Origin of the sequence: Micromonospora sp. NPDC049044 (assembly GCF_040649215.1) — a bacterium.
In the GTDB taxonomy this organism is placed as follows: Bacteria; Actinomycetota; Actinomycetes; order Mycobacteriales; family Micromonosporaceae; genus Micromonospora.
The window spans coordinates 150,722-176,340 of record NZ_JBEZFA010000011.1; the positions used below are offsets into that span (position 1 = coordinate 150,722).

Consider the following 25,619-nt stretch of genomic DNA (forward strand, 5'->3'; position numbering starts at 1 on the left):
GGGAATGCCTGAGCCGCGCGCCTTCTGGCTGGACGAGCAGTTCGACCGTGAGCGCGGTGCCGATGTGGGCGGCCGCTACGAGGCCGAGGTGCGCCGGCGGCTCGACGACTTCGCCGACAGCTGGGGTGACATCTCGCCGGTCGGGTTCGCGGCGACCGCCTGGCGGGTCGCCACCGATCTGTCTCCGGGTTTCGTCCGCTGGCATCGGCGGATTGTCTCGGCGACCTGCACGAGAAGCCCCTGGGACGGCAGCATGGTCGGCGCGGTGACGGTGATCTCCCGCTGGCCGGCCGAGTTGACCTGGACCAGACAGTGGCAGCGTGACCGCGGCTGGCGTGACTGGCCCCAGCTGTTCGGCCAGTACACGACCCCTACCGAGCAGGATCAGACCCGCAGCCCGCACCTGCGGGCGATGCTCCAGGTCGAGGCTCCCGTACCGCTCGATGATCTGCCGCCGGCACCGGACGGTCCGGATGGCGACGTCGCGACCACGGCCCGCCGCGCCACAGCTGTGCTGGTGCGGGAGCTCAACGACCTGCTCGCACCGATGATCGGTCAACTCGAGGCGGGGGTGCCCGCGGACTCCTAGCCGTGGACGACACCGGCCGAATCACCGTGCCACCGATGGCCGCGGAGGCGAGGCACGACCCGGACGCGGAACTCATCCATCGCCGAGACATGCAGAACGCTGCCATCTACACCGAGTTCATCGAAAAAATCGTTGCCGAGGCACCGAGGCCGACAGCCGGATCGCCCGCGCATTGACCCAGCTGAAGACGAGCATGCCCGGGCAGTACACGTGGGAGTACAACAAGGCCCAAGACGCAGCCCAGGCCGCCGCAGCGGTACTGGGGATTAGCAAGGACAGCATCCCAGCCCCGGCAGCAATCCGGCGGAGGTACGCGCCTGGTGGCGCGGCCTATCCGACGACGAGCGGCAGATATACCTGACCGCCTACCCGGAGCGAATCGGCGCACTCGACGGGTCAGCCGCAACAAACCGAGACACGGCCAACCAGCTCGGGCTGCGTACCTTCATCGGGGACAACATCAACCACCACCGCGAGCAAGGCAACCGCCCTCTGACGTCGCGGATTTAGCCGACCGGGGCGAGGCCGTCGAGGAACTGCGGCCAACTGTCTGCAACGCGGGTGATGTCGTCCTCGGTGGGCGGGAGGTCGTCGTCCATCTCCTCTTCCTCGTGGTTCCAGAACCAGACCGAGCCGTTGTCGATGTCGCGCAGAGAGATGGTGAAGAGGTTGCCGTACTCGTCCCGGGCTACCGGCAACAGCCACGTCGGCACTCGACCGTCGTAGGTGTCGAGCCGGTCCCACATGCTGGCGTAGTCGGGCACGTCGCCGAGGGAAAAGATCGTGTTGACGGCTTGGTCGTTGTTGGCGAGCCGCCCGCCGTCGTGCTGGCGCAGGTAGGCGCGGTAGGTGTTAGGCAGCGGATGGCCGAGTCGCCCTTCGAGGCGGGCAACAAGCTCCTCGGACGCGGGCGCCTCCTGGCGCAGGTAGGGCACTGCCATGCCTACGTTCTTCCCTTCATGATGGATACGCCGCCAGCGTGTTTGACGGCATCGTGCAGGTCCGACGGCGCCAACTGCATCCGCTTCGTGTCCTGGTGATGATGCCAGGCTTAGCCTTCGGGCGTGGCAGGCAGACCGGCCTTGCGATTGGCGTCGGTGAAGTCGCTGCCGTGGTTGCCCTCGAAGTGCGGGTCGAAGTGCGCCTCGTGCTGTGAGCGGGGCGGCTTGATGTAGGGCCCGAAGTCCGGGTACCCATCGTCGGTGAACCACATCCCGTCCGGATACTTCTCCTGAAGCCTCGGGGTCCAGTATTTGCCCTCGTACGATTCCGGCACGTTGAACCGGCACCACTCGGGCAGGTTCTTCTGGCACCACCTGCCGTCGGGGGATATATCGGCGATCCTTGATCGTTAGCTTCTTTGGGTACCAGCTGGCGAGCATTCATGATCGGCACCTTGATTGGGCTCCACCGCGTCGGCGAGGCCGGTGCGTTGTATGTGGGTCGCTGCGCTGCGTTAGGGTGCGTTCTTCGCGTTCGGTGAAGATCTGGAACAGGAGTTTCGCGCCGGTGCGGTCGAGGTTGAGGTATCCGAATTCGTCGAGGCAGAGCAGGTCGTAGCGGGCGTAGCGGTGGAGGGTCTTGGAGAGGCGTTTCTCGTTGTGGGCTTCGGCCAGTTCGTTGACCAGGTTCGCGGTGGTGGTGTAACGGACTCGCAGGCCATGCTCGGCGATGGCGGTGCCGATGCCGATAAGCAGGTGGCTCTTGCCGGTGCCGGAGTTTCCGACCAGGACCAGCGGGGCGCCGGCTCGGACCCAGGCGGGGTTGGCGAGGTTGTTGACGTAGACGGCGTCGACCTGCGGGTTCTTGTCGACCGCGCTCAGCCTGGTCGAACACATTCGCGCCGCCGGACGTCCCGCCACGGAAACGATCACCTGGCGGGAAGGCTCGAAGGGCACGATGAGTTCCCAGTTCATCTTCCTACGAGTACGCCCAGCCGGACACCGCGTCGCCCGCGCCACCGACGGCACCCTGCCGCAGCGGTGGCTGATCGCCCAATGGCCCGACCTGATCCGCTACGGCAAGATCTGCTGGCGCATCGAACACGACTACCGCGAACTGAAGACCGGCCTCGGCCTGGACCACTTCGAAGGCCGCTCCTTCATCGGCTGGCACCGCCACGTCACCCTCGTCACCGCCGCGCACCTGTTCATCACGGAACTACGCCTGGACCCAAGAGCGGCTGCGCCGGCCTGACCCTCTACACGGTCATCCGCGAGCTGCAACGCCTCCTCGCGACCTGGACCGGCGCCTGCATCACCTGCCACCAACCCGTGAAACCCTTACACCGCAACAAACGCCACAGAACCTAACAAAGCACTACTAGGAGTCCGCCGGGGTCAACGGCACCGGCACACGAGAACGGGGCGGGCGGTTCGCACCGCCCACCCCGGATTCCCGCCGTTCGGCGACCCGGCCGTCGATCAGGCCGGGTAGTGCCACTCAGCCGGTGGTCAGGACGAACTTCTCCCAGGCCCCCACCGACGTCCGGTTGGCGATCAGGGAACCGGCCCCGGCGTTCTCGGCACACACGATCTGGTTGTTGACGGTGGCGCGCAGGCTCACCGTCCCATCCGAGTTCGTGATGAGCTGGAACGTCTCCCACGACCCGATCGACGTGGCGTTGGCGACCAACGGGTTGGCGCCCGAGCTCGCGGCCGAGACGTAGAGCCCGTTGGCCCGCGACCGCAGCGCGATGTTGCCGTTGCCGGCGTCCACCCTGTCGAACTGCTCGGTGCTGCCGACGCTGGCCTTGTTGGCGATCAACGCGGTGGAGCCGACCGCCGACACGTACTGGCTGTTGATCTGCGCCCGCAGGGTGCTCACCGGCGTGCTGCCGCCGGTGCCGGTGGTGAAGGTGAACGCGTCAACGTCGAACAGGTAGCCGGAGCCGCCCTTGAACACCAGGTACAGCGTGGTCGACGCGGACGGCGGGTTGCTGATCGTGCCGGACACCTCGGTGAAGGTCTCCCAGTTGCCGGTCACCGGCACCGTGACGGTGCCCAGCAGGCTGCCGGTGGCCGAACCGGCCCGGACCTCGATCGTGCCACCGGCGCCGGCCGACGACGCCCGCACGGTGATGCGGTTGGCGTTCGACAGGTTGTACGGCTGGTACGAGATCCAGTCGTTGTTCTCGATGAACCCGGCAGTGCGACCACCCTCGGCGCTGGTGTGGTCGGTCGCCTGGACACCGGACTGGGCGCCGAAGTGCTCACCCTGGCGGTGCTTCGGCTGCAGCGTCCTGATGTTGTGCGTGGTCAACCCGCCGTTGTCGGTGTAGGCGGCGTCGAAGACCCCGTAGATGTTCGCTGCGGAGTCGTGCTCACCGTCGGTCGGGACGGTGATCGAGCCGCTGCACCCGGTCTTCGAGGTGATCTGGTGGGCGTGACTGTCGTGGCCCAGCGCGTAGGTCAGGCTCACCTTGGTGCAGTCGATAGTGCCGTCCTGCGGGTCGCTCACCGAGATCTGGTACGGCACGGTGTCGCCGAAGCTGAACAGCTGACCGTCGACGGGCGAGGTCAGCGTCACCGTCGGCGCCGTGTTGCCCACGGTGATGACCAGGCTCGCCGTGCCGGTGAGGCCGGTCGGGTCGGTGACCTTCAGAGTGGGGGAGTAGGTGCCGTTCGTGGTGTACGTCTTCGTCGGGTTGGCCGCCGTCGACGTGGTGCCGTCACCGAACGTCCACAGGTAGCTCAGCGAGCCACCTTCGGGGTCGGAGCTGCCGGCCGAGGAGAAGTTGACGGTAAGCGGATTGGCGCCCGAGGTGGGGTTGGCCGAGGCGACAGCGATCGGGTTGCGGTTACCCCCACCGATGTACTCGATCCGGAACAGCGCCTGGTTGTTCGAGCCGGTGCCGTAGTCGAGCACGTAGAGCGCGCCGTCCGGGCCGAAGGCCATGTCCATGACCTGCGTGCCGCTCCACGGGAAGCTGGAGATCTCTCCGCGCGAGCCGTCGGCGTTGACGGCGATGGGCTTGATCCAGCGACGGCCGTACTCACCGGCGAAGAACAGGCCGTTGAGCGACTGCGGGAACTTGACGCTGGAGTTGAGCGAGGCGTCGTACCGGTAGACCGGCCCGGCCATCGGCGACTCGGAGCCGCTGCCGAACTCCGACGGTGAACCGGAGTCGCCGGCGTACTTGATCCAGGCCGGCTTCGCCGCGGGCAGGGTCTGTAGGCCGGTGTTGCGGAACGAGTTGTTCGTCGGCCCGCCCGAGCAGTTGTACTTCGACTGCGACGGCCCGGACGGGAAGGTGTATTCGTTGTATGTTTCGTTGCTGGTGTTGCTGCCGGTGCAGTACGGCCAGCCGTAGTTGCCCGGCGCCGTGATCCGGTTGAACTCGACCTGACCCTGCGGGCCCCGGCTGGAGTTGGTGCTTCCCGCGTCCGGGCCGTAGTCACCGACGTAGACGACGCCGGTGGCCTTGTCCACGCTCATCCGGAAGGGGTTGCGCATACCCATCGCGTAGATCTCGGGACGGGTGTTGGCAGTGCCGGGCGCGAACAGGTTGCCCGACGGGATCGTGTACGTCCCGTCGGCCTGCGGCTTGATTCGCAGCAGCTTGCCCCGCAGGTCGTTGGTGTTGCCCGCCGAGCGCTGGGCGTCGAACTGCGGGTTGCGGTTGGTCCGCTCGTCAAGCGGCGCGTAGCCCGACGACTCGAACGGGTTGGTGTCGTCGCCGGTGGTCAGGTACAGGTTGCCGGCGGCGTCGAAGTCCAGGTCACCGCCGACGTGGCAGCACTGCCCACGGTCGTTGGCGACCTGGAGCACGATCTTCTCGCTGCTCAGGTTGAGCGTGTCGTCGCTGTTGAGGGTGAACCGCGACAACCGCAGGTGCCCCTTCCACCGGTCCCAGTCCGACTGCGAACCGGTGGTGGGGGCGTCCCCGGACGGGGTGCTCAGCGTGGGCGAGTAGTACAGGTAGATCCACCGGTTGGTGGCGAAGTTGGGGTCGACGGCGACGCCCTGCAACCCCTCCTCGTCGTGGGTGTAGACCGACAGGGTGCCGGAGACCTTGGTGTTGCCGGCCACGTCGGTCACCCGCAGCACGCCGTTGCGGGCGGTGTGCAGCACCGAACGGTTGGGCAGCACGGCCAGGGACATGGCCTCACCCAGCTCCGCCGAGCCGGTGGCGAGTTTGATCTGTTGGTAATCGCTGGCGGGGATCACCACCGCCTGGGCGGCGGTGGAGGGTGCGGCCACGGCCAGGGCCACACTCGCGACGGTGGTGACCGCCGCGACGAGTGCCCGGGACCAGCGCCGGGGGTACGAGAGCATGATCGTCCTTTCTCGACGACCGGGGGACGGGCGCGCGGGGGCGCACCACGACCAGGTGAGGGTGGTGAGGAGCGAACCGCGGCGCGGTCAGTTGGTGACGAGGTCGAACTTCTCCCACTGACCGATGGCGGTCCGGTTGGCGATCAGCGGGGAGGCGCCTCCGTTGTCAGCGGCCACGTACCGGCTGTTCACCGTCGCCCGCAGGCTTACCGTGCCGTCGGAGTTGCGGATCAGCTGGAACGTCTCCCACGCGCCGGCGCTGGCCCGGTTGGCGATCAGCGCGGACGCCCCGGCGTTCTCCGCCGCGACGAACTGCCCGTTGCTCTTGGCCTTCAGCGCGACGTTGCCGTTGGCGAGGCTTACCAGTTCGAACCGCTCGCTGGTGCCGGCGGAGCTCTTGTTGGCGATCAGCGCGGTGGTGGCGTTCGGCGCGCTCACGTACTGGTTGTTGGCGCGGGCCCGCAGGGTGGAACCGGTGGCGGCCGGCGGCGGGGTGGTCGGCGGGGCCGTCGTGGGCGGGGGAGTGGTCGGCGGGGCGGTGGTCGGCGGGGCCGTCGTGGGCGGCGGGGTCGTCGGGTCCGTCCCCGGCGAGCAGTTGGCGCTCACCGAACCCGCGGCGACCTGCAGGCCACCGAGCAGCATCCGGGTGAAGTTCGGGTCGGTGTACGACGCCTCGGTGTGCCCGAGACCCGTGTACCAGGCCCGGCCGCCGCCGAACGCCTTGCACCAGGTGATCGGGTGGTCGCCGTTCATGTTGCCGCCGCTGTAGGACGACTCGTCGAGGCTGGCGAGGACCCGCGCGCTGGACCGGGGGTTGGTGCGGTAGTTGTACCACTCGTCGGAGCGGACCCAGGTGGCGCCGAGGTGCGCGGTCGACGGGTTGCTCCGGTCCTCGATCTTCACGGTCGCGGTCTGGATCGCCGGGTGCGAGTCGAACCACGCCCCGACCAGTTGGCCGTACCACGGCCAGCTGTACTCGGTGTCGGCCGCGGCGTGCACGCCGACGTACCCACCGCCGGCGGCGATGTACTGCTCGAAGGCCGTCTGCTGGCTGGAGTTGAGGACGTCGCCGGTGGTCGACATGAAGACCACCGCCTGGTACTGGGCCAGGTTGGAGGTGGTGAACTGGTTGGCGTCCTCGGTCGCTGTCACGCTGAAGCCGTTGGCCGAGCCCAGCTGCTGGATGGCGGCGATGCCGTTGGGGATGGCCGAGTGGCGGAAGCCGGCGGTCTTGCTGAACACCAGGACCTTGGTCAGCGGCGCGGCCGAGGACGGTGTGGGAAGGACTAGCAGGCTGGCCATCAACACGGCCAAGCCGATGACGAAGGCCAACAAACGGGGACGGGAACGCATGGACGTGCTCCTCTGCTGAGCGTCGACCTCAGGCTGTGCACGGGGCAGGCCGGGGCCGCAGTGGCGGTGGTGCGGAAGCCGGGCCGCCGATGCTCGGCTGAGGTGGTGCGGGGGTGGTGGGGTGATGGAGGATGGGGCGCTGCGCCAGTCGGTCACCCCGGCCGACACTGTGGACGGTCCGATTGTATCGACTGGTATCGCTGAGGCAGTAAACCTCCGATGTCTTGCCCTCGTCAAGCCCACCCGCTCCGGCCCGGGTGCCCGCCGGTGCGGCCGGCGCAGGCGGTGCGGCACGTCGCGTGGTCGGCGGCAGGTCCACCCACTAGGACGAGACGTTCGCGCCGGACAACGCGCGGCGCTGCTGGTTTACCCACCTACCCGGCCGCGCGTCGGGCGGCCGGCCGACCCGTGCGCGCGGTTGCCCCGGCCCGACCGGAGGATGAGATCGGCGATCGTCTCCGGGTCGGTGACGATGGCAAGGTGCGACGATTCGACAGCGATCGAAGCCGCGCCGTCGGTTCGGCCGGGGACCGTTCCAGCTCCCGCGGCCGTCGTGCGGTCCCGAGGGCGACCGTCTGGAGGGCGCCGGCGGGCAGCGGCGGCAACGCGGGCGGTCAGCGACCGAGCACGAGGTAGGCGAGACCGAGGATGCCCCGGTAGCCACCGACGTACTCGCGCAACCGGTCGTCGAGTTCCGCGCGGACCTCGGCCGCGCGGGGATCCTCCGGGTACGCCAGCAGCCACTCCTGCCGGCCCGCGAGCCAGGTGGACTCGAAGTCGTCCCACTCCCGTTGGTCGGCGGTGCTCACGTGCAGCACCCGCCAGCCACGCTCGCGGGCGGCCTCGACCAACTCCGGGAGCGCCGTGACTTCCGTGCCGAAGATCTGTTCGACCTGCGGGGTCGGTGGACGGTCCCAGTACGCGTCGCCGAACAGGAGCCTGCCCCCGGGCCGTACCACGGCGGCGAGCGCGTCGAGCGCGGCCCGGGTGCCGCCGAACGCGTGCGCCGAGCCGATGCAGAGGACCCGGTCGGCCGGCTCCTGCCAGGCCGCCACGTCCCCCATCACGAAGGCGACATGCCGGCTCAGCGACCGATCCGCGGCCAGCCGCCGCCCCCGGGTGAGCACGGCGTCGTCGGTGTCGACGCCGACGCCCCTCGTCGCGACCGGGCCGGCGACGCCTCCGGCGGTGACCGCCCGCAGCAGCAACTCGCCCCAACCGCAGCCCAGATCGAGTACGCGCGCCCCGGGGTGGACCTCGAGTCGCTGGAGCAGCAGCGCCGCGTGCTCCTCGGACAGCGGGGTGTTCCAGCGCATCCGCCGGTAGCGACTGGTGGCGAGGTGGTCGGTCGGCATCCGATGAGGGTGTCAAACGGTGATCGTCGGCGCGCGCCGGGTCCGGCGCCCCCGGGTACGGCAGAATCGGTGGGGTGGACGCGCGGCGGCCGGGGCCGTTTCGGCGGCCGACCCCGCAGGAGGTGGCGGCGGCGGCTGGCCGGGGCCTGGCCGACGTGATCGGGCCCGGCCTGCGGGTGCTGTTCTGCGGCTTCAACCCGGGTCTCTACTCCGCCGCCGTGGGGCTGCCCTTCGCTCGTCGGGGCAGTCGGTTCTGGCCGGCCCTGCACGGCGCCGGTTTCACCGACCGTGAGTTGCAGCCGTGGGAACACGACGAGTTGCTGCGGAAGGGGCTGGGCGTCACCAGCCTCAGCAACCGGGCCACCGCCCGCGCCGACGAGTTGACCTCGGCGGAGTTGGTGGCCGGGGTGACCGGGCTCGCGGTGAAGACCGAGCGGTACCAACCGCGCTGGGTGGCGATTCTCGGGGTGACCGCCTACCGGATCGCCTTCGTTCGGCCGAAGGCCGGGCTGGGCCCGCAGCCGGACCGGCTGGGCCCGTCGCGGGTGTGGGTGCTGCCCAACCCCAGTGGCCTGAACGCGCACTTTCCGCTGCCGGCGTTGACCGCCGAGTTCGCCAGGCTGCGCCGCGAGACCGGCCCCTAGGTCAGTCGGTCGCCAGCCCCTGGTAGTAGGCCTGCATGGCGGGGTGGTACTCGTCGAACTCGGGCCGGGACGAGCCGTCCCGGGAGGCGACGAGCAGGTCCAGGTAGTACTCCCAGCCGGCGCCGACCTCGGCGATGCCCGCCACGCTTGTGAGGTGCTGGACGAACCGCAGTTCGGTGGTGCCGTCGGTCTCGGTGAGCGCCAGGTCCAGCCGCCAGGTGCCGTAGCTGTCCATCATCGATACGGCGAGGCGTCGCTGGGGCTCGCACGCGTCGATGTGGACCTCACACCAGGGCTGCCCCTCCTCGTAGGCCATCTGGATCCGGATGGTCCGTCCGGGCGCGGCGTCGCCCTCCCACGGGCCGAACCACCGGGCCGTGCGTTCCGACTCGGTCAGGCTGGCCCAGACGTCCGCCGCCGGGGCGCGGAAGGTCCGGGTGAGGACAAGATCGTGGCCGGTGGCGGTGCGAAACAGGCGTCCGGCGGGTGTGCGCGTCATGCCGTGTGCTCCCTTCGGTGTTCCACCGGGCCGCGAGCGCGGCGCTCTCGGCGGGTGCGGTAGATCTCGGTTTCCAGCGCGTCGAGGCGCCGCTCCCACCTGTTGTCGCCGGCGAGCCCGGCCAGCCACTCGGCCAGCGGGGCGAGCGGGCCGGGGTCGAGGCGGTAGAACCTCTGGCGACCGACCAGCTCGTCGCGGAGCAGGCCGCTCTCGCGCAGCACCCGCAGGTGGCGGCTGACCGCGGGTCGACTGATCGCGAACCGTTTGGCGATGTCACCGGCGGAGAGGGGTTCGTCGCGCAGCATGGTCAGGATGTGCCGGCGCACCGGGTCCGCGATCGCGCTGGCCACCTCATCCACCCCGAAAGCGTAACCCATGGGTTACGGGTATGGGGAACCCGGCTGCGTCGATGGTGGGCACATGATCAGCTGGCCTGGCACGCTGTACGACATGGCCACCCTGTTTCGCTCCCGGATGACCGACTGGACCGTCGCCGTACCCGTGCTCGCCGTGCTCGTGCTGATCGTCACCTGGGGGCGGAGTCTGCCCGGGCCCGTCATCGTGGTGGTCGCGGTGCTGCTCGGCGGCGCGGTGCTCGCGGCCGTGCACCACGCGGAGGTGGTCGCCCACCGGGTGGGAGAGCCCTACGGCTCACTGGTGCTCGCCGTCGCGGTCACCGTGATCGAGGTCGCCCTCATCGTCACGCTGATGATCAGCGGCCCGGAGAAGACCCAGTCGCTCGCCCGCGACACAGTGTTCGCCGCTGTCATGATCACCTGTAACGGCATCCTCGGCCTGTCGTTGCTGCTCGGGGCGCTGCGCCGACGCGTCGCCGTGTTCAATCCGGAGGGCACCGGCGGTGCGCTGGCCACCGTGGTCACCCTGGCCACGCTGAGTCTGGTCATCCCGACCTTCACCACGGCCCGGCCCGGCCCGGAGTTCAGCCCGGCCCAACTCACCTTCGCCGCCGTCGCGTCGCTGGCCCTGTACGGGCTGTTCGTGCTCGTGCAGACCGGCCGGCACCGCGACTACTTCCTGCCGGTCGACAGTCAGGGCCAGGTGATCGACGCCGAGGAGCACGCCAAGCCACCGACGACCCGCGCGGCGCTGATCAGCCTGGGGCTGCTGCTGGTGGCGTTGATCGCGGTGGTGGGCGACGCGAAGACCGTCTCACCGACAATCGAGGCCGGCGTCGCCGCCGCGAACCTGCCGCACGCGTTCGTCGGTGTGATCATCGCCCTGCTGGTGCTGCTGCCGGAGACCCTCGCTGCCGCCCGCGCCGCGCGCCGCGACCGCGTACAGATAAGTCTGAACCTCGCGCTCGGTTCCGCGATGGCAAGCATCGGCCTGACCATCCCGGTCATCGCCATCGCCTCGATCTGGCTGGACGGCCCCCTGCTGCTCGGCCTCGGCGGCACCCAGCTCGCCCTGCTCGCGCTGACCGCGGTGACCGCGGTGCTCACCGTCGTGCCGGGCCGGGCCAACGTCCTCCAGGGCGGCGTCCACCTGGTGTTGCTCGCCGCCTTCGTCTTCCTGGCCGCGAGCCCCTGACCCCGCCGTCACCGCGATCCGTCACCCGCCGCCAGGCGGTCCGCGCGGGCGTTCAGGTAGCGCTGCTGCGCCAGGTTCGTCGAGCGCGCCGCCGCCATCCGGTACGCCTCCCGTGCCGCATCCCGCTCACCGACCATCTCCCACAGGTGGGCGCGGGCGGCCGGGAGTCGGGGATCGTCGGCGAGGCGGACGTCGCCCGCCAGGCCGGCGAGCAGCGCCAGGCCGGCCGACGCGCCCCTGCTCATCGCCACCGCCACGGCATGGTTCAGCGCCACCACCGGGTTGTCGCAGATGCCCAGCAGCACCTCGTACAGGGCGGTGATCTGCGCCCAGTCGGTGTCCTGCGCGCGGGGCGCCTCGTCGTGCACGGCGGCGATCGCGGCCTGTACCTGGTACGCCCCGACCACCCCGCCCGGTAGCGCCGCGGTGATCAGCGCGACCCCCTCGGCGATCTGCTCGGCCCGCCATCGGCCGCGGTCCTGCTCGGCCATCGGCACCAACTCGCCGTGCGGGCCGATCCGGGCCGGAGCGCGGGCGTCGGTGAGCAGCATCAACGCGAGCAGGCCGGTGACCTCCGCGTCCTCCGGTAGCAGCCGGTGCATGAGGCGGGCCAGCCGGATCGCCTCGGCGCTCAGGTCGGCGCGCAGCAAGCCGGGGCCGGCCGTGCGCGCGTACCCCTCGGTGAAGATCAGGTAAAGCACGTGCAGCACGGCGGCGAGCTGGTCGACGCGCTCCGCGCCGGTGGGCGGCGCGAACCGCAACCCGGTGTCGCGGATCCGCTGCTTTCCCCGGCTGATCCGCCGGGTCATCGTCGCCTCCGGCACCAGGAACGCGCGGGCCACCTCGGCGGTGCTCAGCCCACCCACCGCGCGCAGCGTGAGCGCGATCTGCGATGCCGGTGAGAGGGCCGGATGGCAGCAGAGGAACAGCAGGATGAGCGTGTCGTCGGCGTCCGCCGGCGGTTGATCGGCCGCCGGGGCGCGCCACTGCTCCGGCAGCGCCCACCGGGCCACCCTGTCCTCCCGCCGCATCCGGGCCTGCTCGTGGCGCAGCAGGTCGGTCAGCCGGCGGGACGCCACGGTGATCAACCAGCGACGGGGACTCTCCGGTACGCCGTCGCGCGGCCACCGGTCCGTTGCGGCGATCAGTGCCTCCTGCACGGCGTCCTCGGCGGTGTCGAAGTGCCCGTAGCGGCGCACCAGCGCGCCGAGGACCTGCGGCGCCAGTTCGCGCAGCAGGTCCTCGACGGGCAGCTCAGACACCTGTCAGCCGGCCAGGTCCTCGACGCCGTCCAGCACCGGCCGCACGTCCACGTAACCGCCGGGCGCGTCCGGGTCGACCAGGCCGGCGGCGATCTCGGTGGCCCGGTCGAAGCTGGCGCACTCCACGATCGTGTAACCCGCGAGGACCTCCTGCGTCTCCGGGTACGGGCCGTCGGTGACCACGGGTGCGCCCGCACGCACCTGCACCCGGCGGGCGTGTGCCGGCGCACTCAGGCCGCGCGCGTCGACCAACTCCCCGGACTCGGCCAGCGCCTGGTGCACGGTCTCCATGTGCGTGTGCATCGCCGCGACCTGCTCGGCCGACATGGCCGGCCGGTCGGTCGCCCGACCGGACAGCACGTCGTAGTCCTGTTGCGAGCCGAACAGCAGAATCATGTACTTCACGGGTGTTCCCTCCTGTCGCCGGCACCGCCTCCGGTGCCGCCCACCAGAAACGTCGAAGCCCAACCCCCCACCCGGACACCCACCCACCCCAGTCTCCGCCCCGGTGATCAAGAGGCTCGCGTCATGCCGACCGGCGTGTCGTGACGCCGACCTCTTGATCACGGGGGAGGGAGGCGGTTCCGGGGTGAACCATGTGGCGCTGGTGTGCGTGGAAGTGGTGCGTGGCGGTCGTATCGTCGGGGTACTGCGTCAGGGCAGGACCGACGCCAGGGGAGGCACAGTGGGGGCACTGTCGGGACACAACGTCCGAGGCCCGTTGGCGGGTCTGGTGATCGCCGCCCTGGTGTCGCTCGCCTGCGCCGGCGGCGGGCTGGCCGAGCCGGCGGGTGAGAGTCCCACCCGGGACCGGTCGCCGGCAGCTCCGGCGCCGAGCACCACCCGGGCCGACAGCACCACAAGCGTCGCCGAGTTCAAGCAGGACGTCGCCGACGCACAGGACGTCGCCGAGCGGTACTGGGCGGCCCAGTTCAAGGAGTCCGGGCAGCGGTTCCAACCGATCCGGCGGATCACCCCCTACCAACGGGCGGGTGAGGTGTCGTGCGGGGGCCAGCCGCTGCCCCGCAACAACGCCGTCTACTGCTCGCAGGGCGACTTCATCGCGTACGACGTCGCCTGGTCGGTAGCGGCGTTCCGCCAGGTCGGTGACGCGTTCGTGTTCTACCTGCTCGGCCACGAGTACGCCCACGGCATCCAGGTGCGGCTCGGCATCAACTACAGCTTCACCATCCAGCAGGAGTTGCAGGCGGACTGCATGGCCGGTGCGTACCTCGGCGACTCGGTGCGCGCCGAGGCCCTGACCCTGGCCGAAGGTGACCTCGACGAGTTCCGCGAAGGGTTGGCGGCCGTCGGCGACGACCCGGATCAGCCGTGGTTCGCGGAGGGGTCGCACGGCACCGCCGAGCAGCGCACCGACTCGTTCTTCCGGGGCTACGAGCGCTCACTTGCGGCCTGCGACCTGGGCTGAGCGGGTTGCCCGGATCACGCCGGTGCCCGTCGCGGCCACCGGCGGTGACCTGGCCTGGCAGGATCGCCGGTGTCGGACACGACCCTGGAGGATCCGCTGAGCAGCCACCACCCCGCCGCCGTGCTCTTCGACATGGACGGCACGCTCGTCGACAGCGAGAAGCTGTGGGACGTCGCGCTGCAGGAACTCGCCCGTGAGTACGGCGGGGAGCTGTCCGAGGACGCCCGTCGGTCGATCGTCGGCACCGCCATGGCCGAGTCGATGCGCATCCTGCACGACGACCTGGGGCAGCCCGAACGGGATCCGGAGATCAGCGCGGCGTTGATCAACGCCCGGATCCTGGAGCTGTTCCGCACCGGTCTGCCCTGGCGGCCCGGCGCGTTCGAGCTGCTACGCGCGGTCCGCGCGGCGGGAATCCCCAGCGCGCTTGTCACCTCCAGCCCCCGGGCGCTTGTCGAGATCGCCCTGGACACCCTGGGCCGGGACAACTTCGACACAGTGGTCGCCGGCGACGAGGTCGTCGCGGCCAAACCGCACCCCGAGCCCTACCTGACCGCCGCCCGGCTGCTGGGCGTGCCGATCGAGCGTTGCGTGGCGATCGAGGACTCGCCGACCGGGGTGGCCAGCGCGCTCGCCTCCGGCGCGGCGGTGCTTGCCGTACCGGCGGAGGTGGCGCTCGCGCGCACTGTCGGCGTACACCAGGTGCGGAGCCTGGCCGACGTGGACCTGGGTCTGCTCGCGGCGCTGCTTGCCGACCGGACCGCGGCGACGGGCTGAGCGGCCGGCACGGTCCGCGGATGGCACCCGGAACGGCCGACGCCCCCGCTCGCACGTGCCGAGCGGGGGCGTCGCCGCAACCGATCAGTCGTGGGCGATGGCGCCCAGCACGTTGATCCGGGCCGCCCGGATGGCCGGCAGCACCGCGGCCACCACGCCGATGAGCGCGGCGAGAACGAGGAAGGCGACCATCTGCCCCCAGGGCAGGTTCAGGTCGGTGATGCCCTCGTCCTTGAGCGCCTCGACCACCGCGGCGCCGAGGCCGGTGCCGACCGCCACGCCCAGCAGCGCGCCGAACACGGAGATCACCACCGCCTCCACGGTGATCATGCCCATCGTCTGGCCGCGGCGCAGGCCGATCGCCCGCAGCAGACCCAGCTCGCGGGTCCGTTCCAACACCGACAGGGCCAAGGTGTTGACGATGCCGAGCCCGGCGATGATGAGGGCCAGCCCCAACAGGATCTTGATCATTGTGAGCAGCCCGTCGAGCTGACCGGTCTGCTGCTTGACGAACGCGTCCCGGTCGGCCACCGACACCTCGGGGCTGTCCGCCAGCAGCGTCTCCACCTGGGGCTGCACGTCGGCGACCCGGGCACCGGGGGCGAGTTGGATGAAGCCCTGGATGGGCTGCGGGATGGTGAAGTCCTTCGCGGCCTGCACCGGCAGCGTCACCGGGTTGGTCAACTGGGACGACTCGTAGATGCCGCTGACGGTGTACGTCCGCGCCTCGCCCCGGGGCAGTTGCACCTTGACCGTCGAGCCCACCGACCAGCCCCGCGAGGTGGCCGTGTCCGAGCTGGCCAGCATCTGGGTCGGACCGAGCCGGTCGATGTCGCCGGCGGTGGCCTTCGCTCCGAAGATCTGCCGCAGCGACGCGATGTCACTGCTCGCCGCGACCCAGGTGCTCTGGCCGTCGACCTTCGCCATGTCGCCGTACTCGCCGTCGACCAACTGCACGCCGGGCAGGGCCTTCGCCTGGTCCAGCACACCCGGGTCGAAGCTCGGCGGACGCGGACCGCCCTGCTGACCGGAGATCACCAGCTCGGCCTTGATGGTGTCCTCGGCGAGCGCGCTGATGCTGCTCTTGGCCGAGTCGAGGATCACCGTGATGCCGGTGATCAGCGCGACGCCGACCATCAGCGCCGCGGCGGTGATCGCGGTGCGGCGCGGGTTGCGCCCGGAGTTGAGCCGGCCCAGCTTGCCCGGCACCGACCAGGAGAAGATCGCGCCGAGCAGGGTCACCACCGGCCGGCTGATCAGCGGAGTCAGCAGCGCCACGCCGATGAAGGAGAACAGCACCCCACCGAGGATTGTGGAAAGCGTCTGCCCGCCGGCGTTGCCGCTGAGCCCGAGGAAGAGCAGCACCGCGCCGATGGCGGTGACCACCGACCCGGCCACGGTGACCTTGGTCAGCGGCCGGTCCGGCGTGGCCACGTCCTGCATGGCCGCGATCGGCGGGATCCGCGACGCCCGCAGCGCCGGCAGCAGCGCCGCGACCACAGTGATGAGCAGCCCGATGGCGAACGCCCCGATCACCGCCGCCGCCGGCACACCGATCCCGGCCAGCGTCAGGCCACCGGCGAGCTTGCCGAACAGGAAGGCCAGCAGCGCCCCCACACCGATGCCGGCGGCGAGACCGAGGACCGAGGCGATCAGGCCGACAGTGATGGCCTCCAGCACCACCGAACCGATGATCTGCCGCCCGCTGGCCCCGATGGCGCGCATCAACGCCAACTCGCGGGTGCGCTGGGCCACGATGATCGAGAAGGTGTTGAGGATCAGGAACGTGGCGACAAGCAGCGCCACCGCGGCGAAGCCGAGCAGGATCTTGTTGAAGAAGGACAGGCCCTCCTTCAGGCCGGCCGAGGCGTCCGCGGCCACCTGCTCACCGGTCTTCACGTCGAAGGCCGGGCCCAGGGCGCGGGCCACGTCGTCGCGCAGCCGCTCGTCGGAGACGCCGCCGGCGGCGTTCACTGTGATGCTGCTGAACGTGTCCGGTTCGCCGAGCATCAGCCGCTGCGCCACCGGCGTGGTGAAGAAGACCTCGTTGACCCCGCCGATCGAATCCCGGTTACCGCTGTAACCCATGATCCCGACCAGTGTGAAGTCCCGCTTCTTCGACTCGAACGCGGTGAGCACCCCGACCTTCTGGCCGACCTGCACCTTCGCGGCCGTGGCCAACGACTTGTTGACCACGATCTCGTCCTCGGCCTGCGGCCCGCGCCCCTCCCGCAACTGCATCAGCTCGGTCTCGCCGATCCAGTTCTCGCCAAGCTGCGGCGGGCCGAACGAGGTGATCACCTTGCCGTTGCTGCCGATCACGCGAGCGCCGTCGGCGTTGACGATGCCGGTCGCCGAGGCCACCCCCGACACCTGCTTGACCTGCTCCACCACGGCGGCGGGCAGCGGGGCCGAGGTCTGATCGCCCTCCATTTCGCTGAGTTCCACGTTCGGTTTCGCCGCGACGTTCACGTCGATCTCGGCGAACCCGTCGGCGAAGACCGAGTCGAACGAACGGCCAAGCGTGTCGGTCAACACGAAGGCACCGGAGACGAACATCACCCCGAGCACCACCGCCAGACCGGACAGGATCAGCCGGACCTTTCGGGCCAGCAGACTCTTCAGTGTCGCCCGGAACATCAGTTGCCCACCTCGGCCGGAGTGTCCAGCTTCTTCATCGTGTCCAGCACCGTCTCGGCGGTCGGCTCGATCAACTCCGAGACGATCTGCCCGTCGGCGAGGAAGACCACCCGATCGGCGTACGCGGCGGCGGTCGGGTCGTGGGTGACCATCACGATCGTCTGGCCGTGCTCGCGGACCGAGCTCCGCAGGAAGTTGAGCACCTCCGCGCCGGAGCGCGAGTCCAGGTTGCCGGTCGGCTCGTCCGCGAAGATCACCTCTGGGCGGGAGACCAGGGCCCGCGCACACGCCACCCGCTGCTGCTGCCCGCCGGAGAGCTGCGCCGGCCGGTGGTCCAGCCGGTCGCGCAGACCAACAGTGGAGATCACCGTGTCGTACCAGGCCGGGTCCGGCTTGCGCCCGGCGATCGACAACGGCAGCAGGATGTTCTCCTTGGCGGTAAGCGTGGGCAGCAGGTTGAACTGCTGGAAGATGAAGCCCACCTTGTCGCGGCGCAGCTTCGTCAACCCCGCGTCGCCCAGCCCGGTGACCGTCGTCTCACCGATCGACACCGTCCCCCGGGTCACCGAGTCCAGCCCGGCCAGGCAGTGCATAAGCGTCGACTTGCCCGAACCGGACGGCCCCATGATCGCGGTGAACCGGCCACGTTCGAACTCCGCGCTGACCCCCCGCAGCGCGATGACCTGAGCCTCGCCGCTGCCGTACACCTTCCACACGTCGTTCGCCCGGGCCGCGGCCTGCGCCTGCTGGCCTACCGTCGCGGTCACGTCATCTACCTCTTCCGTCTGTCCGTATGCTCGCGCCGCCCCCCGATGGTCCGGCGCGACTGTTCCATCATCGGCGCTGCTCACGCCCGTTCCGTCCGCCCACGGGGGGACCCGGGACGGATTTCCCGCTGCGGGTGGCCCCCGATGTCGGATCAGGGTTGCCCCTGATCCGACGGCCGGTCGATCCGTTTCCCACGACCGGCGACGGCGCCGAACCCGATCCGCCCCGCACATCACAGGAGGGTCAACCGCGCCGAGCCGTCTCCGGTCACGGTAGGTGAGCACGGCAACCAGGCCGTCCCTCCGCGGAGGGATCCTCGACTACGCCGGGTGGGGTAGCCGCCGGACGGTCGCTACGCCCTGGGGCGGACCAGGCCCGACTCGTACGCCAGCACCACGGCCTGCACCCGGTCGCGCAGGCGCAGCTTCGTCAGCAGGCGCCCGACGTGGGTCTTCACAGTGGTTTCGCTCACCGACAGCGCCGCCGCGATCTCGGCGTTGGACAACCCCCGAGCCACCTGCACCAGCACCTCGCGTTCCCGGTCGGTGAGCGCGTCGAGCACCGGCGCGGGCGTCGCCGCCGGATCGGGCAGCAGGTCCGCGAAGCGCTCCAACAGCCGCCGCAGGATCCGCGGCGAGACCACCGCGTCCCCGCCGGCCACCGTGCGGATCGCCGCGATCAGCTCCTCGGCGGGCACGTCCTTGGCCAGGAACCCGCTGGCGCCCGCGCGCAGCGCCCCCACCACGTACTCGTCCAGGTCGAAGGTGGTGAGCACCAGCACCCGCACCGGCAGCCGGGACTCGACGATGGCCCGGGTCGCGGCCACCCCGTCCATCCGGGGCATCCGGATGTCCATCAGCACGACGTCGGGCAACAGCCGCCGGGACAGCTCCACCGCCTCCACACCGTCGCCGGCCTCGGCCACCACGTCCAGGTCGCCCTCGGCCCCCAGCACCATCCGGAAGCCGGTGCGCAGCAGCGGCTGGTCGTCGGCGAGCAGGATCCGCACCGGCCGCGCCGGGGCCACCCGATCCGTCATCTCGTCTCCCGTCGCGCCGACGTCGTGCCCGCACCGCTCATCCTCGCGTACGGCGGCCGATGCGTAGCGGACACGCCAGTGGCCGACCCGGTGCCGGTACCGATCGACGCGGCACCGCTCCGTCGGCGCTGCCGGTCAGCCGGGCGCCGAGACGGCTGGACGCGGTAGGGAACCGGCCCACCCCCGCGGCGGGCCCGAACGGCCCGCCGCAGGTGGTCACTCGTCGGCGCCGGGCACCACCGGCGCGGACCGGGCGTCGCGCAGCGGATCGGCGTTCGCCGCCGAGACCGGGAACGGCGGCGGGGTGCCGCCGAAGCTCGGGCACAGCGCCTGGTGACTGCACCAGTCACAGAGCCGGCTCGGTCGGGGTCGGAAATCCTGCCGGGCGGTGGCCTGCTCGATCGCCCGCCACAGCGCCACCACAGTGCGCTCGAAGCGGACCAGCTCGTCAGCGTCCGGCGTGTAGTCCAACACCTCGGCGTCGCGCAGGTAGAGCAACCGCAGCACCCGGGGCACCACCCCCCGGGTGCGCCACAACACCAGGGCGTAGAACTTGAGCTGGAACAGCGCCCGCGCCTCGAACGCCTCCCGCGGCGCGCCACCGGTCTTGTAGTCGACCACCCGCAGCGCGCCGTCCGGAGCGACGTCGAGCCGGTCGAGATAACCCCGGATCAGCAGCTCCTCGTCGACCACCGCCGAGATCAGGCTCTCCCGCTCGGCCGGCTCCAGCCGGGTCGGATCCTCCACCGCGAAGTAGCCCTCCAACAGCCCGGCCGCCGACCGCAGGAACTCCACCGGACCGGCCGGCTCGGCGCCGTCGAAGATCCCGGCCAGCTCCGGCTGCTCGGTCACCAGCCGATCCCACTGGGGCGCCACCAGGTCGCCGGCCGCCGCCGGCGTGCGGCCCGGCGCGGGCAGGTCGAACAGGCGCTCCAGCACCGCGTGCACGAGCGTGCCGCGGGCCTGCTCGATAGTGGTGCGCTCGGGCAGCCGGTCGATGCTGCGGAACCGGTAGAGCAGCGGGCAGGTCTTGAAATCCGCCGCCCGCGACGGCGACAACGAGGCCCGCACCGTCGGCGGCGCCTGCGCCGGGGAGGTGGGCTGGGTGGTGGTGACCGGTTCCGCCGTCATGTCGGGAAAGGTTAGGGCACCGGTGTGACACCGACCGCCGCCCGCCCCGCACGACGACGGTCCGTAGCATCGTGGCGATGGAGCAGACCCCCCGGCCACCGCGCCGACCCGACCGGCGTCCCGGCCTGAACGTCGGCCGGGTGTTCGGAGTGCCGCTGCACCTCAACGGCTCGATGGTCCTGCTCGCGGTGCTCATCGCCGTCCTGTACGCCGAATTCGCCCGCCGCCAGCTCGATCTGCCGCAGATCAGCGGCTACCTGATCGGCTTCGGGTTCGTGGTGTCGTTGCTCGGCTCGGTGCTGCTGCACGAGCTGGGCCACGCCCTCACCGCCCGCCGGTACGGCATCGGTGTGCGGGGAATCACCCTGGAGCTGCTCGGCGGCTACACCGAGATGGACCGGGACGCCCCGTCGCCCCGGGTCGACCTGCTTGTCTCGCTGGCCGGCCCGGCGGTCTCCGCGGTGCTCGGAGTCGTCGCGGTCGCCGCCACCCTCGCCCTGCCCGAGCGGACGGTGGCGCACCAACTAGCCTTCCAACTCGCGGTGAGCAACGTCATCGTCGCGCTGTTCAACAGTCTGCCCGGGCTGCCACTCGACGGCGGCCGGGCACTGCGCGCCGCGGTGTGGGGGCTGACCCAGGACCGGCACCTCGGCACCGAGGTCGCCGGCTGGGCCGGCCGGGTCGTCGCCGTCGGCACCGCCGCCCTGGTCGGGCTGCTGACCGTGACCGACTATCTGGCGCCGCTGGCGCTGCCGCTGATGCTGCTTGTCGCCGTCACCCTCTGGCGGGGCGCCGGGCAGGCGATCCGGGCCGCCCGGGTCAGCCGCCGGTTCCCGCTCATCGACCTCTCCCGGCTGGCCCGCCCGGTCTGGCCGGTGACCACCGGCACGCCCCTGGCCGAGGCCCAGCGCCGCCGCGCCGACGGTGGGCAGCCGGCCGCGGCCCTGCTGGTCACCGACTCCACCGGCCGTCCGGTCGCGCTCGTCGACCCGGTCGCCGCCGACGCGGTTCCGGTCGACCGCCGACCATGGCTGGCGGTGGACGCCGTAGCCCGCGCCCTGGGCACCCTTCCCGCGTTGGCGATCGGCTGGGACGGCGAGCGGGTGATGGAGGCCGTACAGACCCACCCGGGCGCGCAGTACGTGGTGACGTCAGGCGAAGATGTCGTCGGCATTCTGCACATCGCGGACCTCGCACAGCTCCTCGAACCCAACCGGAAGATGACACAGTGACCGCAACTCCCTCCACCGTCGGAGCCGACCCCACCACCCCGGCGCTGACACCCGTGCACCGTGGGCCGTTCCGGCCCGGCGACCGGGTGCAGCTGACCGACCCCAAGGGGCGGATGCACACCGTGACGCTGGAGCCCGGCAAGGAGTTCCACACCCACCGCGGCATCCTGGCGCACGACGCGCTGATCGGGCTCCCCGACGGCAGCGTGGTGACCACCGCCGGTGGCGGCACCGCGTTCCTCGCGCTGCGGCCCCTCCTGTCGGACTATGTGCTGTCCATGCCCCGCGGCGCTCAGGTGATCTACCCGAAGGACTCGGCGCAGATCGTCGCGATGGGTGACATCTTCCCCGGCGCGAAGGTCCTGGAGGCCGGCGCCGGCTCCGGCGCGTTGAGCTGCTCCCTGTTGCGGGCCGTCGGCACCGAGGGCGAACTGCACTCGTTCGAGCTGCGCGACGACTTCGCCCAGATCGCCAAGCGCAACGTCGAGGCGTTCTTCAACGGGCCGCACCCGTCGTGGCACCTGCACGTCGGTGATGTCGCCCAGTGCCAGGAGACCGGCTTCGACCGGATCATCCTGGACATGCTGACCCCCTGGGAAACTCTCGACATGGTCGAGCGGGCGTTGGTCCCCGGCGGGGTGTTCATCGGCTACGTCGCCACCACGCCGCAGCTGTCCGAGCTGGTGGAGGCGCTGCGCGAGCGCGGCGGCTGGACCGAGCCGCGCGCCTGGGAGTCCCTGGTGCGCGACTGGCACGCCGAGGGCCTCGCCGTCCGACCGGACCACCGGATGATCGCGCACACCGCGTTCCTGGTGTCCGCGCGCAAGCTGGCCCCCGGGGTCACCGCGCCGCCGCGCCGCCGCAAGCCCAGCAAGGGCACCGAGGCGTACGCGCAGCGCCGCCAGGACCTGCGCGCGGCGGAGGCGGCCCGACAGGCCGCCGCCCTGGCGACGGATGAGCAGCCCAACGGTACGGGGGAGATGGACAGGCCGTGACCATCGAGCTGGCCGGCGGCACCGCCGAGCAGGGGGAGGCGCTGGTATGAGCCGACCGGGCTACGGCGGCGGTGACCTCCCCGCGGTCTTTCCCGACTGGTCGCCCTACCAGGATCTGGAATCGGCGGCCCGGGCCTACCTGCGCGACCCGGACGTCGCCCTGGAGGCGCTCGGCGGCGTGCTGCGCGGCGCGTCGGTGCTCGGCTTCACGCTGGAACGCTTCGTCAACGAGGTGAACGGCGTGTGGCAGGAGGTCGTCGTCTGCGACGGCAGCCGGTTGATCCTCTGGCACGGCGAGGACGTGCCTCCGGAGGAGGGCCCACCGGGATCGATGACCTCGTCGTTGCGGGTGGTGCCGGTCTCCACCGTCACCGAGGTCGGCTGCCGGCGGCGGCTCAACCGCGCCGACAGCGGCGAGATCCGGGTCGACAGCATCGATGTCTACCTGCTGCTGACCTCACTCGACGAGGCGCCGCCGAGCGAGGAGATGGTGGGTACGCCACGGCACGACGCGCTGCGCTTCGGCAAGACCCTCGACGACGGCGGGGCCGGGCAGATCGCCCGGCTGGAGGAGTTCGCGCGGCTGGTCGCCTCGGTGGTCGGCCGGCCGATGCTCTGAGGCGTACCCCTGTCGTGCTTTGGGGCGTGCCCCGGTGTCGGGGCCGGCCGGGCCACGTGGCCCGGCCGGCGACCGGCTCAGTCTTCCTCGGCGTCCGGACCGGCGACCTCGACACCGTCGCCGCGCACCACGTGGATGCAGTCGCCCGGGCACTCCTTCGCGGAGTCGATCACCTCGAGCCGCAGGTGCGCGGGCACGTCGACGCGGCTGCCCGGCGTCGCCAGCAGCTCACCGTCGGCACCCTTGACGTACGCCAGGCCGTCGATGTCGAACTCGAAGACCTCCGGCGCGTACTGCACGCAGAGCCCATCGCCCGTGCACAGATCCTGGTCCACCCAGACCTGCAGCTGATCGGTCGCGACCTCGGTCACCGGCGCACCCCCCATGTTCTCCCGTCCTACACTCCGACGGTACCCGAACGCCGGTAACCGCCCGTCAGGCCACCCTTGGCGATCAAGGTTCGGTGACGAGGGTGTTGCGTGGGACCGAATCGGCCTCATAGCGGCTAGTGTTAGGGCAGAACGTTCAAGCCCCCCGGGGAGGTGGGACGTGGCAGCACGCAGCGACGACGCGGACTCGCGCGCCGCACGGTGGGAGAAGGAAGCCCACGATCTCTCCACGCAGGTCGCGTTCCTTCAGGAGGAACTCGCTCTGGTGCGGCGCAAGTTGACCGAAAGCCCCCGACACGTCCGGCAGCTCGAAGAGCGGCTGGCGGCCACCCAGGCACAGTTGGCGCGGCTGACCGAGAACAACGACCGGCTGGTGAGCACCCTCAAGGAGGCTCGCACGCAGATCGTGACGCTCAAGGAGGAGATCGACCGGCTGGCGCAACCGCCGAGCGGGTACGGCGTCTTCCTGGCCAAGCACGAGGACGGCTCGGTGGACGTCTTCACCGGCGGTCGCAAGCTACGGGTCGCGGTCTCACCCGCACTTGACGTGGGTGACCTGCGCCGTGGCCAGGAGGTCCTGCTCAACGACGCGCTCAACATCGTCGACGCGTTCGGCTATGAGCGGGTCGGCGAGGTCGTGATGCTCAAGGAGATCCTGGAAGGGCCCGGCGGCGGGCCGGGTGACCGGGCGCTCGTGGTCTCGCACTCCGACGAGGAGCGCATCGTGCACCTCGCGGAGACCCTCATCGGCTCCGCGATCCGGGCCGGCGACTCACTCATGATCGAGCCCCGCTCGGCGTACGCGTACGAGCGGATCCCGAAGAGCGAGGTCGAGGAGCTGGTCCTGGAGGAGGTGCCCGACGTCGACTACGGCGACATCGGTGGCCTCCAGTCGCAGATCGAGCAGATCCGCGACGCGGTGGAGTTGCCCTTCCTGCACGCGGACCTGTTCCGTGAGCACCAGCTCCGGCCGCCCAAGGGCATCCTGCTCTACGGGCCGCCCGGCTGCGGTAAGACGCTCATCGCCAAGGCCGTGGCCAACTCGCTGGCCAAGAAGATCGCCGAACGGCAGGGCAAGGAGAAGCACACCAGCTTCTTCCTCAACATCAAGGGCCCTGAGCTGCTCAACAAGTACGTCGGCGAGACCGAGCGGCACATCCGGTTGATCTTCCAGCGGGCCCGGGAGAAGGCCGGTGAGGGCACCCCGGTGATCGTGTTCTTCGACGAGATGGACTCGATCTTCCGGACCCGTGGCTCCGGTGTCTCCTCCGATGTGGAGAACACCATCGTCCCGCAGTTGCTCAGCGAGATCGACGGCGTGGAGGGGCTGGAGAACGTCATCGTCATCGGCGCCTCCAACCGGGAAGACATGATCGACCCGGCGATTCTGCGCCCCGGTCGGCTCGACGTGAAAATCAAGATCGAGCGACCGGACGCCGAAGCGGCGAAGGACATCTTCTCCAAGTACATCCTCTCCGGGCTGCCCCTGCACCCGGACGACCTGGCCGAGCACGGGGCCGACCCCCAGGCCACCGTCGCGGCGATGATCGACGCCGTGGTGCTGAGGATGTACTCCGAAACCGAGGAGAACCGCTTCCTCGAAGTCACCTACGCCAACGGTGACAAGGAAGTCCTCTACTTCAAGGACTTCAACTCCGGCGCGATGATCCAGAACATCGTCGACCGGAGCAAGAAGATGGCCATCAAGGAGTTCCTCACCTCGGGCCGTAAGGGGCTGCGCCTGCAGCACCTGCTCGACGCCTGCGTCGACGAGTTCCGCGAGAACGAGGATCTTCCCAACACCACAAACCCCGACGACTGGGCCCGCATCTCCGGCAAGAAGGGCGAGCGGATCGTCTACATCCGCACGCTCGTCTCCGGTGGCAAGGGCACCGAGGCCGGCCGGTCCATCGAGACCGCGAGCAACACCGGCCAGTACCTCTGACCGCCAGCGGCGGCACCGGGCGCGGGCGGGGGCCCCCCCCCGGGAAGGGGCCCCGCGGTGGCCCCCCCCAGGGGGGGGTGAACCACAACGAGCCCCGCCCCCCCGGCGGCGCCACACCCCGGAAC

The 25,619-nt window shown here is 70.6% G+C and carries 25 protein-coding genes and 2 pseudogenes; 11 read left to right on the top strand and 16 right to left on the bottom strand.

The window, feature by feature from the left end; all coding sequences use genetic code 11:
* The first annotated feature begins 4 nt into the window (after positions 1-4).
* Both AB0B85_RS12145 and AB0B85_RS12150 read left to right on the top strand, forming a co-directional pair.
* Entirely contained in the window at positions 5-589 is a 585-nt protein-coding gene (locus AB0B85_RS12145) for a hypothetical protein (protein ID WP_357406362.1), read from the top strand.
* Between the two features lie 2 nt (positions 590-591).
* Entirely contained in the window at positions 592-765 is a 174-nt protein-coding gene (locus AB0B85_RS12150) for a hypothetical protein (protein WP_357406364.1), read from the top strand.
* A gap of 330 nt (positions 766-1,095) precedes the next feature.
* Here AB0B85_RS12150 and AB0B85_RS12155 read toward each other — a convergent pair whose 3' ends face one another.
* The 4 genes and pseudogenes from AB0B85_RS12155 to AB0B85_RS12170 all read right to left on the bottom strand — a co-directional run bounded on the left by AB0B85_RS12155 (position 1,096) and on the right by AB0B85_RS12170 (position 2,505).
* Positions 1,096-1,530 carry an SMI1/KNR4 family protein gene (locus tag AB0B85_RS12155; protein ID WP_357406366.1) on the bottom strand — a complete coding sequence of 145 codons (435 nt, stop codon included), beginning with the start codon at positions 1,528-1,530 and terminating at the stop codon, positions 1,096-1,098.
* A 2-nt stretch (positions 1,531-1,532) separates the two neighbouring features.
* Positions 1,533-1,628 (bottom strand): annotated as a pseudogene (locus AB0B85_RS12160) (HNH endonuclease); the annotation flags it as partial.
* A 12-nt stretch (positions 1,629-1,640) separates the two neighbouring features.
* Entirely contained in the window at positions 1,641-1,865 is a 225-nt protein-coding gene (locus tag AB0B85_RS12165) for a hypothetical protein (protein WP_357406368.1), read from the bottom strand.
* A gap of 106 nt (positions 1,866-1,971) precedes the next feature.
* Positions 1,972-2,505 carry an ATP-binding protein gene (locus tag AB0B85_RS12170; protein WP_357406370.1) on the bottom strand — a complete coding sequence of 178 codons (534 nt, stop codon included), beginning with the start codon at positions 2,503-2,505 and terminating at the stop codon, positions 1,972-1,974.
* Between AB0B85_RS12170 and AB0B85_RS12175 the strand changes: the two are divergent.
* Positions 2,459-2,785, top strand: a pseudogene (locus AB0B85_RS12175) (IS701 family transposase); the annotation flags it as partial. The gene AB0B85_RS12170 and the pseudogene AB0B85_RS12175 sit on opposite strands and share 47 nt — an antisense overlap.
* A gap of 246 nt (positions 2,786-3,031) precedes the next feature.
* On the opposite strand, the gene AB0B85_RS12180 reads toward AB0B85_RS12175, so the two are convergent.
* From AB0B85_RS12180 to AB0B85_RS12190, 3 genes are all read right to left on the bottom strand, one after another.
* Entirely contained in the window at positions 3,032-5,866 is a 2,835-nt protein-coding gene (locus AB0B85_RS12180; protein ID WP_357406372.1) for a PQQ-dependent sugar dehydrogenase, read from the bottom strand.
* 87 nt (positions 5,867-5,953) lie between these two features.
* Positions 5,954-7,219, bottom strand: a complete 1,266-nt coding sequence (locus tag AB0B85_RS12185; protein WP_357406374.1) for a ThuA domain-containing protein — start codon at positions 7,217-7,219, stop codon at positions 5,954-5,956.
* A 614-nt stretch (positions 7,220-7,833) separates the two neighbouring features.
* Positions 7,834-8,574, bottom strand: a complete 741-nt coding sequence (locus tag AB0B85_RS12190) for a methyltransferase domain-containing protein (RefSeq protein WP_357406376.1) — start codon at positions 8,572-8,574, stop codon at positions 7,834-7,836.
* Positions 8,575-8,648: 74 nt separating this feature from the next.
* On the opposite strand from AB0B85_RS12190, the gene mug reads away from it, so the two are divergent.
* A complete protein-coding gene (gene mug, locus AB0B85_RS12195; RefSeq protein WP_357406377.1) occupies positions 8,649-9,218 on the top strand; it encodes a G/U mismatch-specific DNA glycosylase in 570 nt (189 codons plus the stop codon).
* Between the two features lies 1 nt (position 9,219).
* On the opposite strand, the gene AB0B85_RS12200 is transcribed toward mug, so the two are convergent.
* Together AB0B85_RS12200 and AB0B85_RS12205 are read right to left on the bottom strand one after the other, a co-directional pair.
* Complete coding sequence (locus AB0B85_RS12200) at positions 9,220-9,717, bottom strand: SRPBCC family protein (RefSeq protein WP_357406379.1); 498 nt, start codon at positions 9,715-9,717, stop codon at positions 9,220-9,222.
* On the bottom strand, positions 9,714-10,094 hold the full coding sequence (locus AB0B85_RS12205) for a metalloregulator ArsR/SmtB family transcription factor (RefSeq protein ID WP_357406381.1): 381 nt from the start codon (positions 10,092-10,094) through the stop codon (positions 9,714-9,716). The genes AB0B85_RS12200 and AB0B85_RS12205 overlap by 4 nt, the downstream gene beginning before the upstream one ends.
* Positions 10,095-10,167: 73 nt before the next feature.
* On the opposite strand from AB0B85_RS12205, the gene AB0B85_RS12210 reads away from it, so the two are divergent.
* On the top strand, positions 10,168-11,268 hold the full coding sequence (locus AB0B85_RS12210) for an ionic transporter y4hA (protein WP_357406430.1): 1,101 nt from the start codon (positions 10,168-10,170) through the stop codon (positions 11,266-11,268).
* An 8-nt stretch (positions 11,269-11,276) separates the two neighbouring features.
* Here the strand turns inward: AB0B85_RS12210 and AB0B85_RS12215 are convergent, their stop codons facing one another.
* Positions 11,277-12,530, bottom strand: coding sequence for a sigma-70 family RNA polymerase sigma factor (locus AB0B85_RS12215; protein ID WP_357406383.1), 1,254 nt, complete (start codon positions 12,528-12,530; stop codon positions 11,277-11,279).
* A gap of 3 nt (positions 12,531-12,533) precedes the next feature.
* Positions 12,534-12,926: a YciI family protein gene (locus AB0B85_RS12220; RefSeq protein ID WP_357406432.1), complete on the bottom strand. Its 393-nt coding sequence runs from the start codon at positions 12,924-12,926 to the stop codon at positions 12,534-12,536.
* 289 nt (positions 12,927-13,215) lie between these two features.
* Here AB0B85_RS12220 and AB0B85_RS12225 point away from each other — a divergent pair, with 289 nt between their 5' ends.
* Both AB0B85_RS12225 and AB0B85_RS12230 read left to right on the top strand, forming a co-directional pair.
* Positions 13,216-13,959, top strand: coding sequence for a neutral zinc metallopeptidase (locus AB0B85_RS12225; RefSeq protein ID WP_357406384.1), 744 nt, complete (start codon positions 13,216-13,218; stop codon positions 13,957-13,959).
* A gap of 120 nt (positions 13,960-14,079) precedes the next feature.
* Complete coding sequence (locus tag AB0B85_RS12230) at positions 14,080-14,736, top strand: HAD family phosphatase (protein WP_357406434.1); 657 nt, start codon at positions 14,080-14,082, stop codon at positions 14,734-14,736.
* Between the two features lie 84 nt (positions 14,737-14,820).
* Here the strand turns inward: AB0B85_RS12230 and AB0B85_RS12235 are convergent, their stop codons facing one another.
* From AB0B85_RS12235 to AB0B85_RS12250, 4 genes are all read right to left on the bottom strand, one after another.
* Positions 14,821-17,376, bottom strand: coding sequence for an ABC transporter permease (locus tag AB0B85_RS12235; RefSeq protein ID WP_357406386.1), 2,556 nt, complete (start codon positions 17,374-17,376; stop codon positions 14,821-14,823).
* Positions 17,376-18,143, bottom strand: a complete 768-nt coding sequence (locus tag AB0B85_RS12240; protein WP_357406388.1) for an ABC transporter ATP-binding protein — start codon at positions 18,141-18,143, stop codon at positions 17,376-17,378. Before AB0B85_RS12240 ends, AB0B85_RS12235 begins: the two co-directional genes overlap by 1 nt.
* Positions 18,144-18,496: 353 nt before the next feature.
* The gene (locus AB0B85_RS12245) at positions 18,497-19,183 is read right to left on the bottom strand and encodes a response regulator transcription factor (protein WP_357406390.1); all 687 of its coding nucleotides are present in this window, start codon (positions 19,181-19,183) and stop codon (positions 18,497-18,499) included.
* A 216-nt stretch (positions 19,184-19,399) separates the two neighbouring features.
* The gene (locus tag AB0B85_RS12250) at positions 19,400-20,314 is read right to left on the bottom strand and encodes a PD-(D/E)XK nuclease family protein (protein WP_357406392.1); all 915 of its coding nucleotides are present in this window, start codon (positions 20,312-20,314) and stop codon (positions 19,400-19,402) included.
* A 77-nt stretch (positions 20,315-20,391) separates the two neighbouring features.
* Here AB0B85_RS12250 and AB0B85_RS12255 point away from each other — a divergent pair, with 77 nt between their 5' ends.
* From AB0B85_RS12255 to AB0B85_RS12265, 3 genes are read left to right on the top strand one after another with little or no spacing between them, the layout of a single operon-like run.
* Entirely contained in the window at positions 20,392-21,546 is a 1,155-nt protein-coding gene (locus AB0B85_RS12255; protein ID WP_357406394.1) for a M50 family metallopeptidase, read from the top strand.
* A gap of 44 nt (positions 21,547-21,590) precedes the next feature.
* Positions 21,591-22,541: a tRNA (adenine-N1)-methyltransferase gene (locus AB0B85_RS12260; RefSeq protein ID WP_357406437.1), complete on the top strand. Its 951-nt coding sequence runs from the start codon at positions 21,591-21,593 to the stop codon at positions 22,539-22,541.
* Between the two features lie 46 nt (positions 22,542-22,587).
* On the top strand, positions 22,588-23,160 hold the full coding sequence (locus AB0B85_RS12265) for a hypothetical protein (RefSeq protein WP_355029057.1): 573 nt from the start codon (positions 22,588-22,590) through the stop codon (positions 23,158-23,160).
* A gap of 77 nt (positions 23,161-23,237) precedes the next feature.
* Here AB0B85_RS12265 and AB0B85_RS12270 read toward each other — a convergent pair whose 3' ends face one another.
* Positions 23,238-23,531, bottom strand: a complete 294-nt coding sequence (locus tag AB0B85_RS12270) for a ferredoxin (protein WP_357406396.1) — start codon at positions 23,529-23,531, stop codon at positions 23,238-23,240.
* Between the two features lie 178 nt (positions 23,532-23,709).
* Here AB0B85_RS12270 and arc point away from each other — a divergent pair, with 178 nt between their 5' ends.
* Positions 23,710-25,494, top strand: a complete 1,785-nt coding sequence (arc, locus tag AB0B85_RS12275) for a proteasome ATPase (RefSeq protein WP_357406398.1) — start codon at positions 23,710-23,712, stop codon at positions 25,492-25,494.
* Positions 25,495-25,619 lie beyond the last annotated feature (125 nt).

Coding starts and splice junctions, on each gene's coding strand:
- AB0B85_RS12145 (WP_357406362.1), top strand. CDS start 5: ATGCCTGAGCCGCGCGCCTTCTGGCTGGACGAGCAGTTCGACCGTGAG.
- AB0B85_RS12155 (WP_357406366.1), bottom strand. CDS start 1,530: ATGGCAGTGCCCTACCTGCGCCAGGAGGCGCCCGCGTCCGAGGAGCTT.
- AB0B85_RS12170 (WP_357406370.1), bottom strand. CDS start 2,505: ATGAACTGGGAACTCATCGTGCCCTTCGAGCCTTCCCGCCAGGTGATC.
- AB0B85_RS12180 (WP_357406372.1), bottom strand. CDS start 5,866: ATGCTCTCGTACCCCCGGCGCTGGTCCCGGGCACTCGTCGCGGCGGTC.
- AB0B85_RS12185 (WP_357406374.1), bottom strand. CDS start 7,219: ATGCGTTCCCGTCCCCGTTTGTTGGCCTTCGTCATCGGCTTGGCCGTG.
- AB0B85_RS12190 (WP_357406376.1), bottom strand. CDS start 8,574: ATGCCGACCGACCACCTCGCCACCAGTCGCTACCGGCGGATGCGCTGG.
- AB0B85_RS12200 (WP_357406379.1), bottom strand. CDS start 9,717: ATGACGCGCACACCCGCCGGACGCCTGTTTCGCACCGCCACCGGCCAC.
- AB0B85_RS12205 (WP_357406381.1), bottom strand. CDS start 10,094: ATGGGTTACGCTTTCGGGGTGGATGAGGTGGCCAGCGCGATCGCGGAC.
- AB0B85_RS12210 (WP_357406430.1), top strand. CDS start 10,168: ATGGCCACCCTGTTTCGCTCCCGGATGACCGACTGGACCGTCGCCGTA.
- AB0B85_RS12220 (WP_357406432.1), bottom strand. CDS start 12,926: ATGATTCTGCTGTTCGGCTCGCAACAGGACTACGACGTGCTGTCCGGT.
- AB0B85_RS12235 (WP_357406386.1), bottom strand. CDS start 17,376: ATGTTCCGGGCGACACTGAAGAGTCTGCTGGCCCGAAAGGTCCGGCTG.
- AB0B85_RS12245 (WP_357406390.1), bottom strand. CDS start 19,183: ATGACGGATCGGGTGGCCCCGGCGCGGCCGGTGCGGATCCTGCTCGCC.
- AB0B85_RS12250 (WP_357406392.1), bottom strand. CDS start 20,314: ATGACGGCGGAACCGGTCACCACCACCCAGCCCACCTCCCCGGCGCAG.
- AB0B85_RS12255 (WP_357406394.1), top strand. CDS start 20,392: ATGGAGCAGACCCCCCGGCCACCGCGCCGACCCGACCGGCGTCCCGGC.
- AB0B85_RS12265 (WP_355029057.1), top strand. CDS start 22,588: ATGAGCCGACCGGGCTACGGCGGCGGTGACCTCCCCGCGGTCTTTCCC.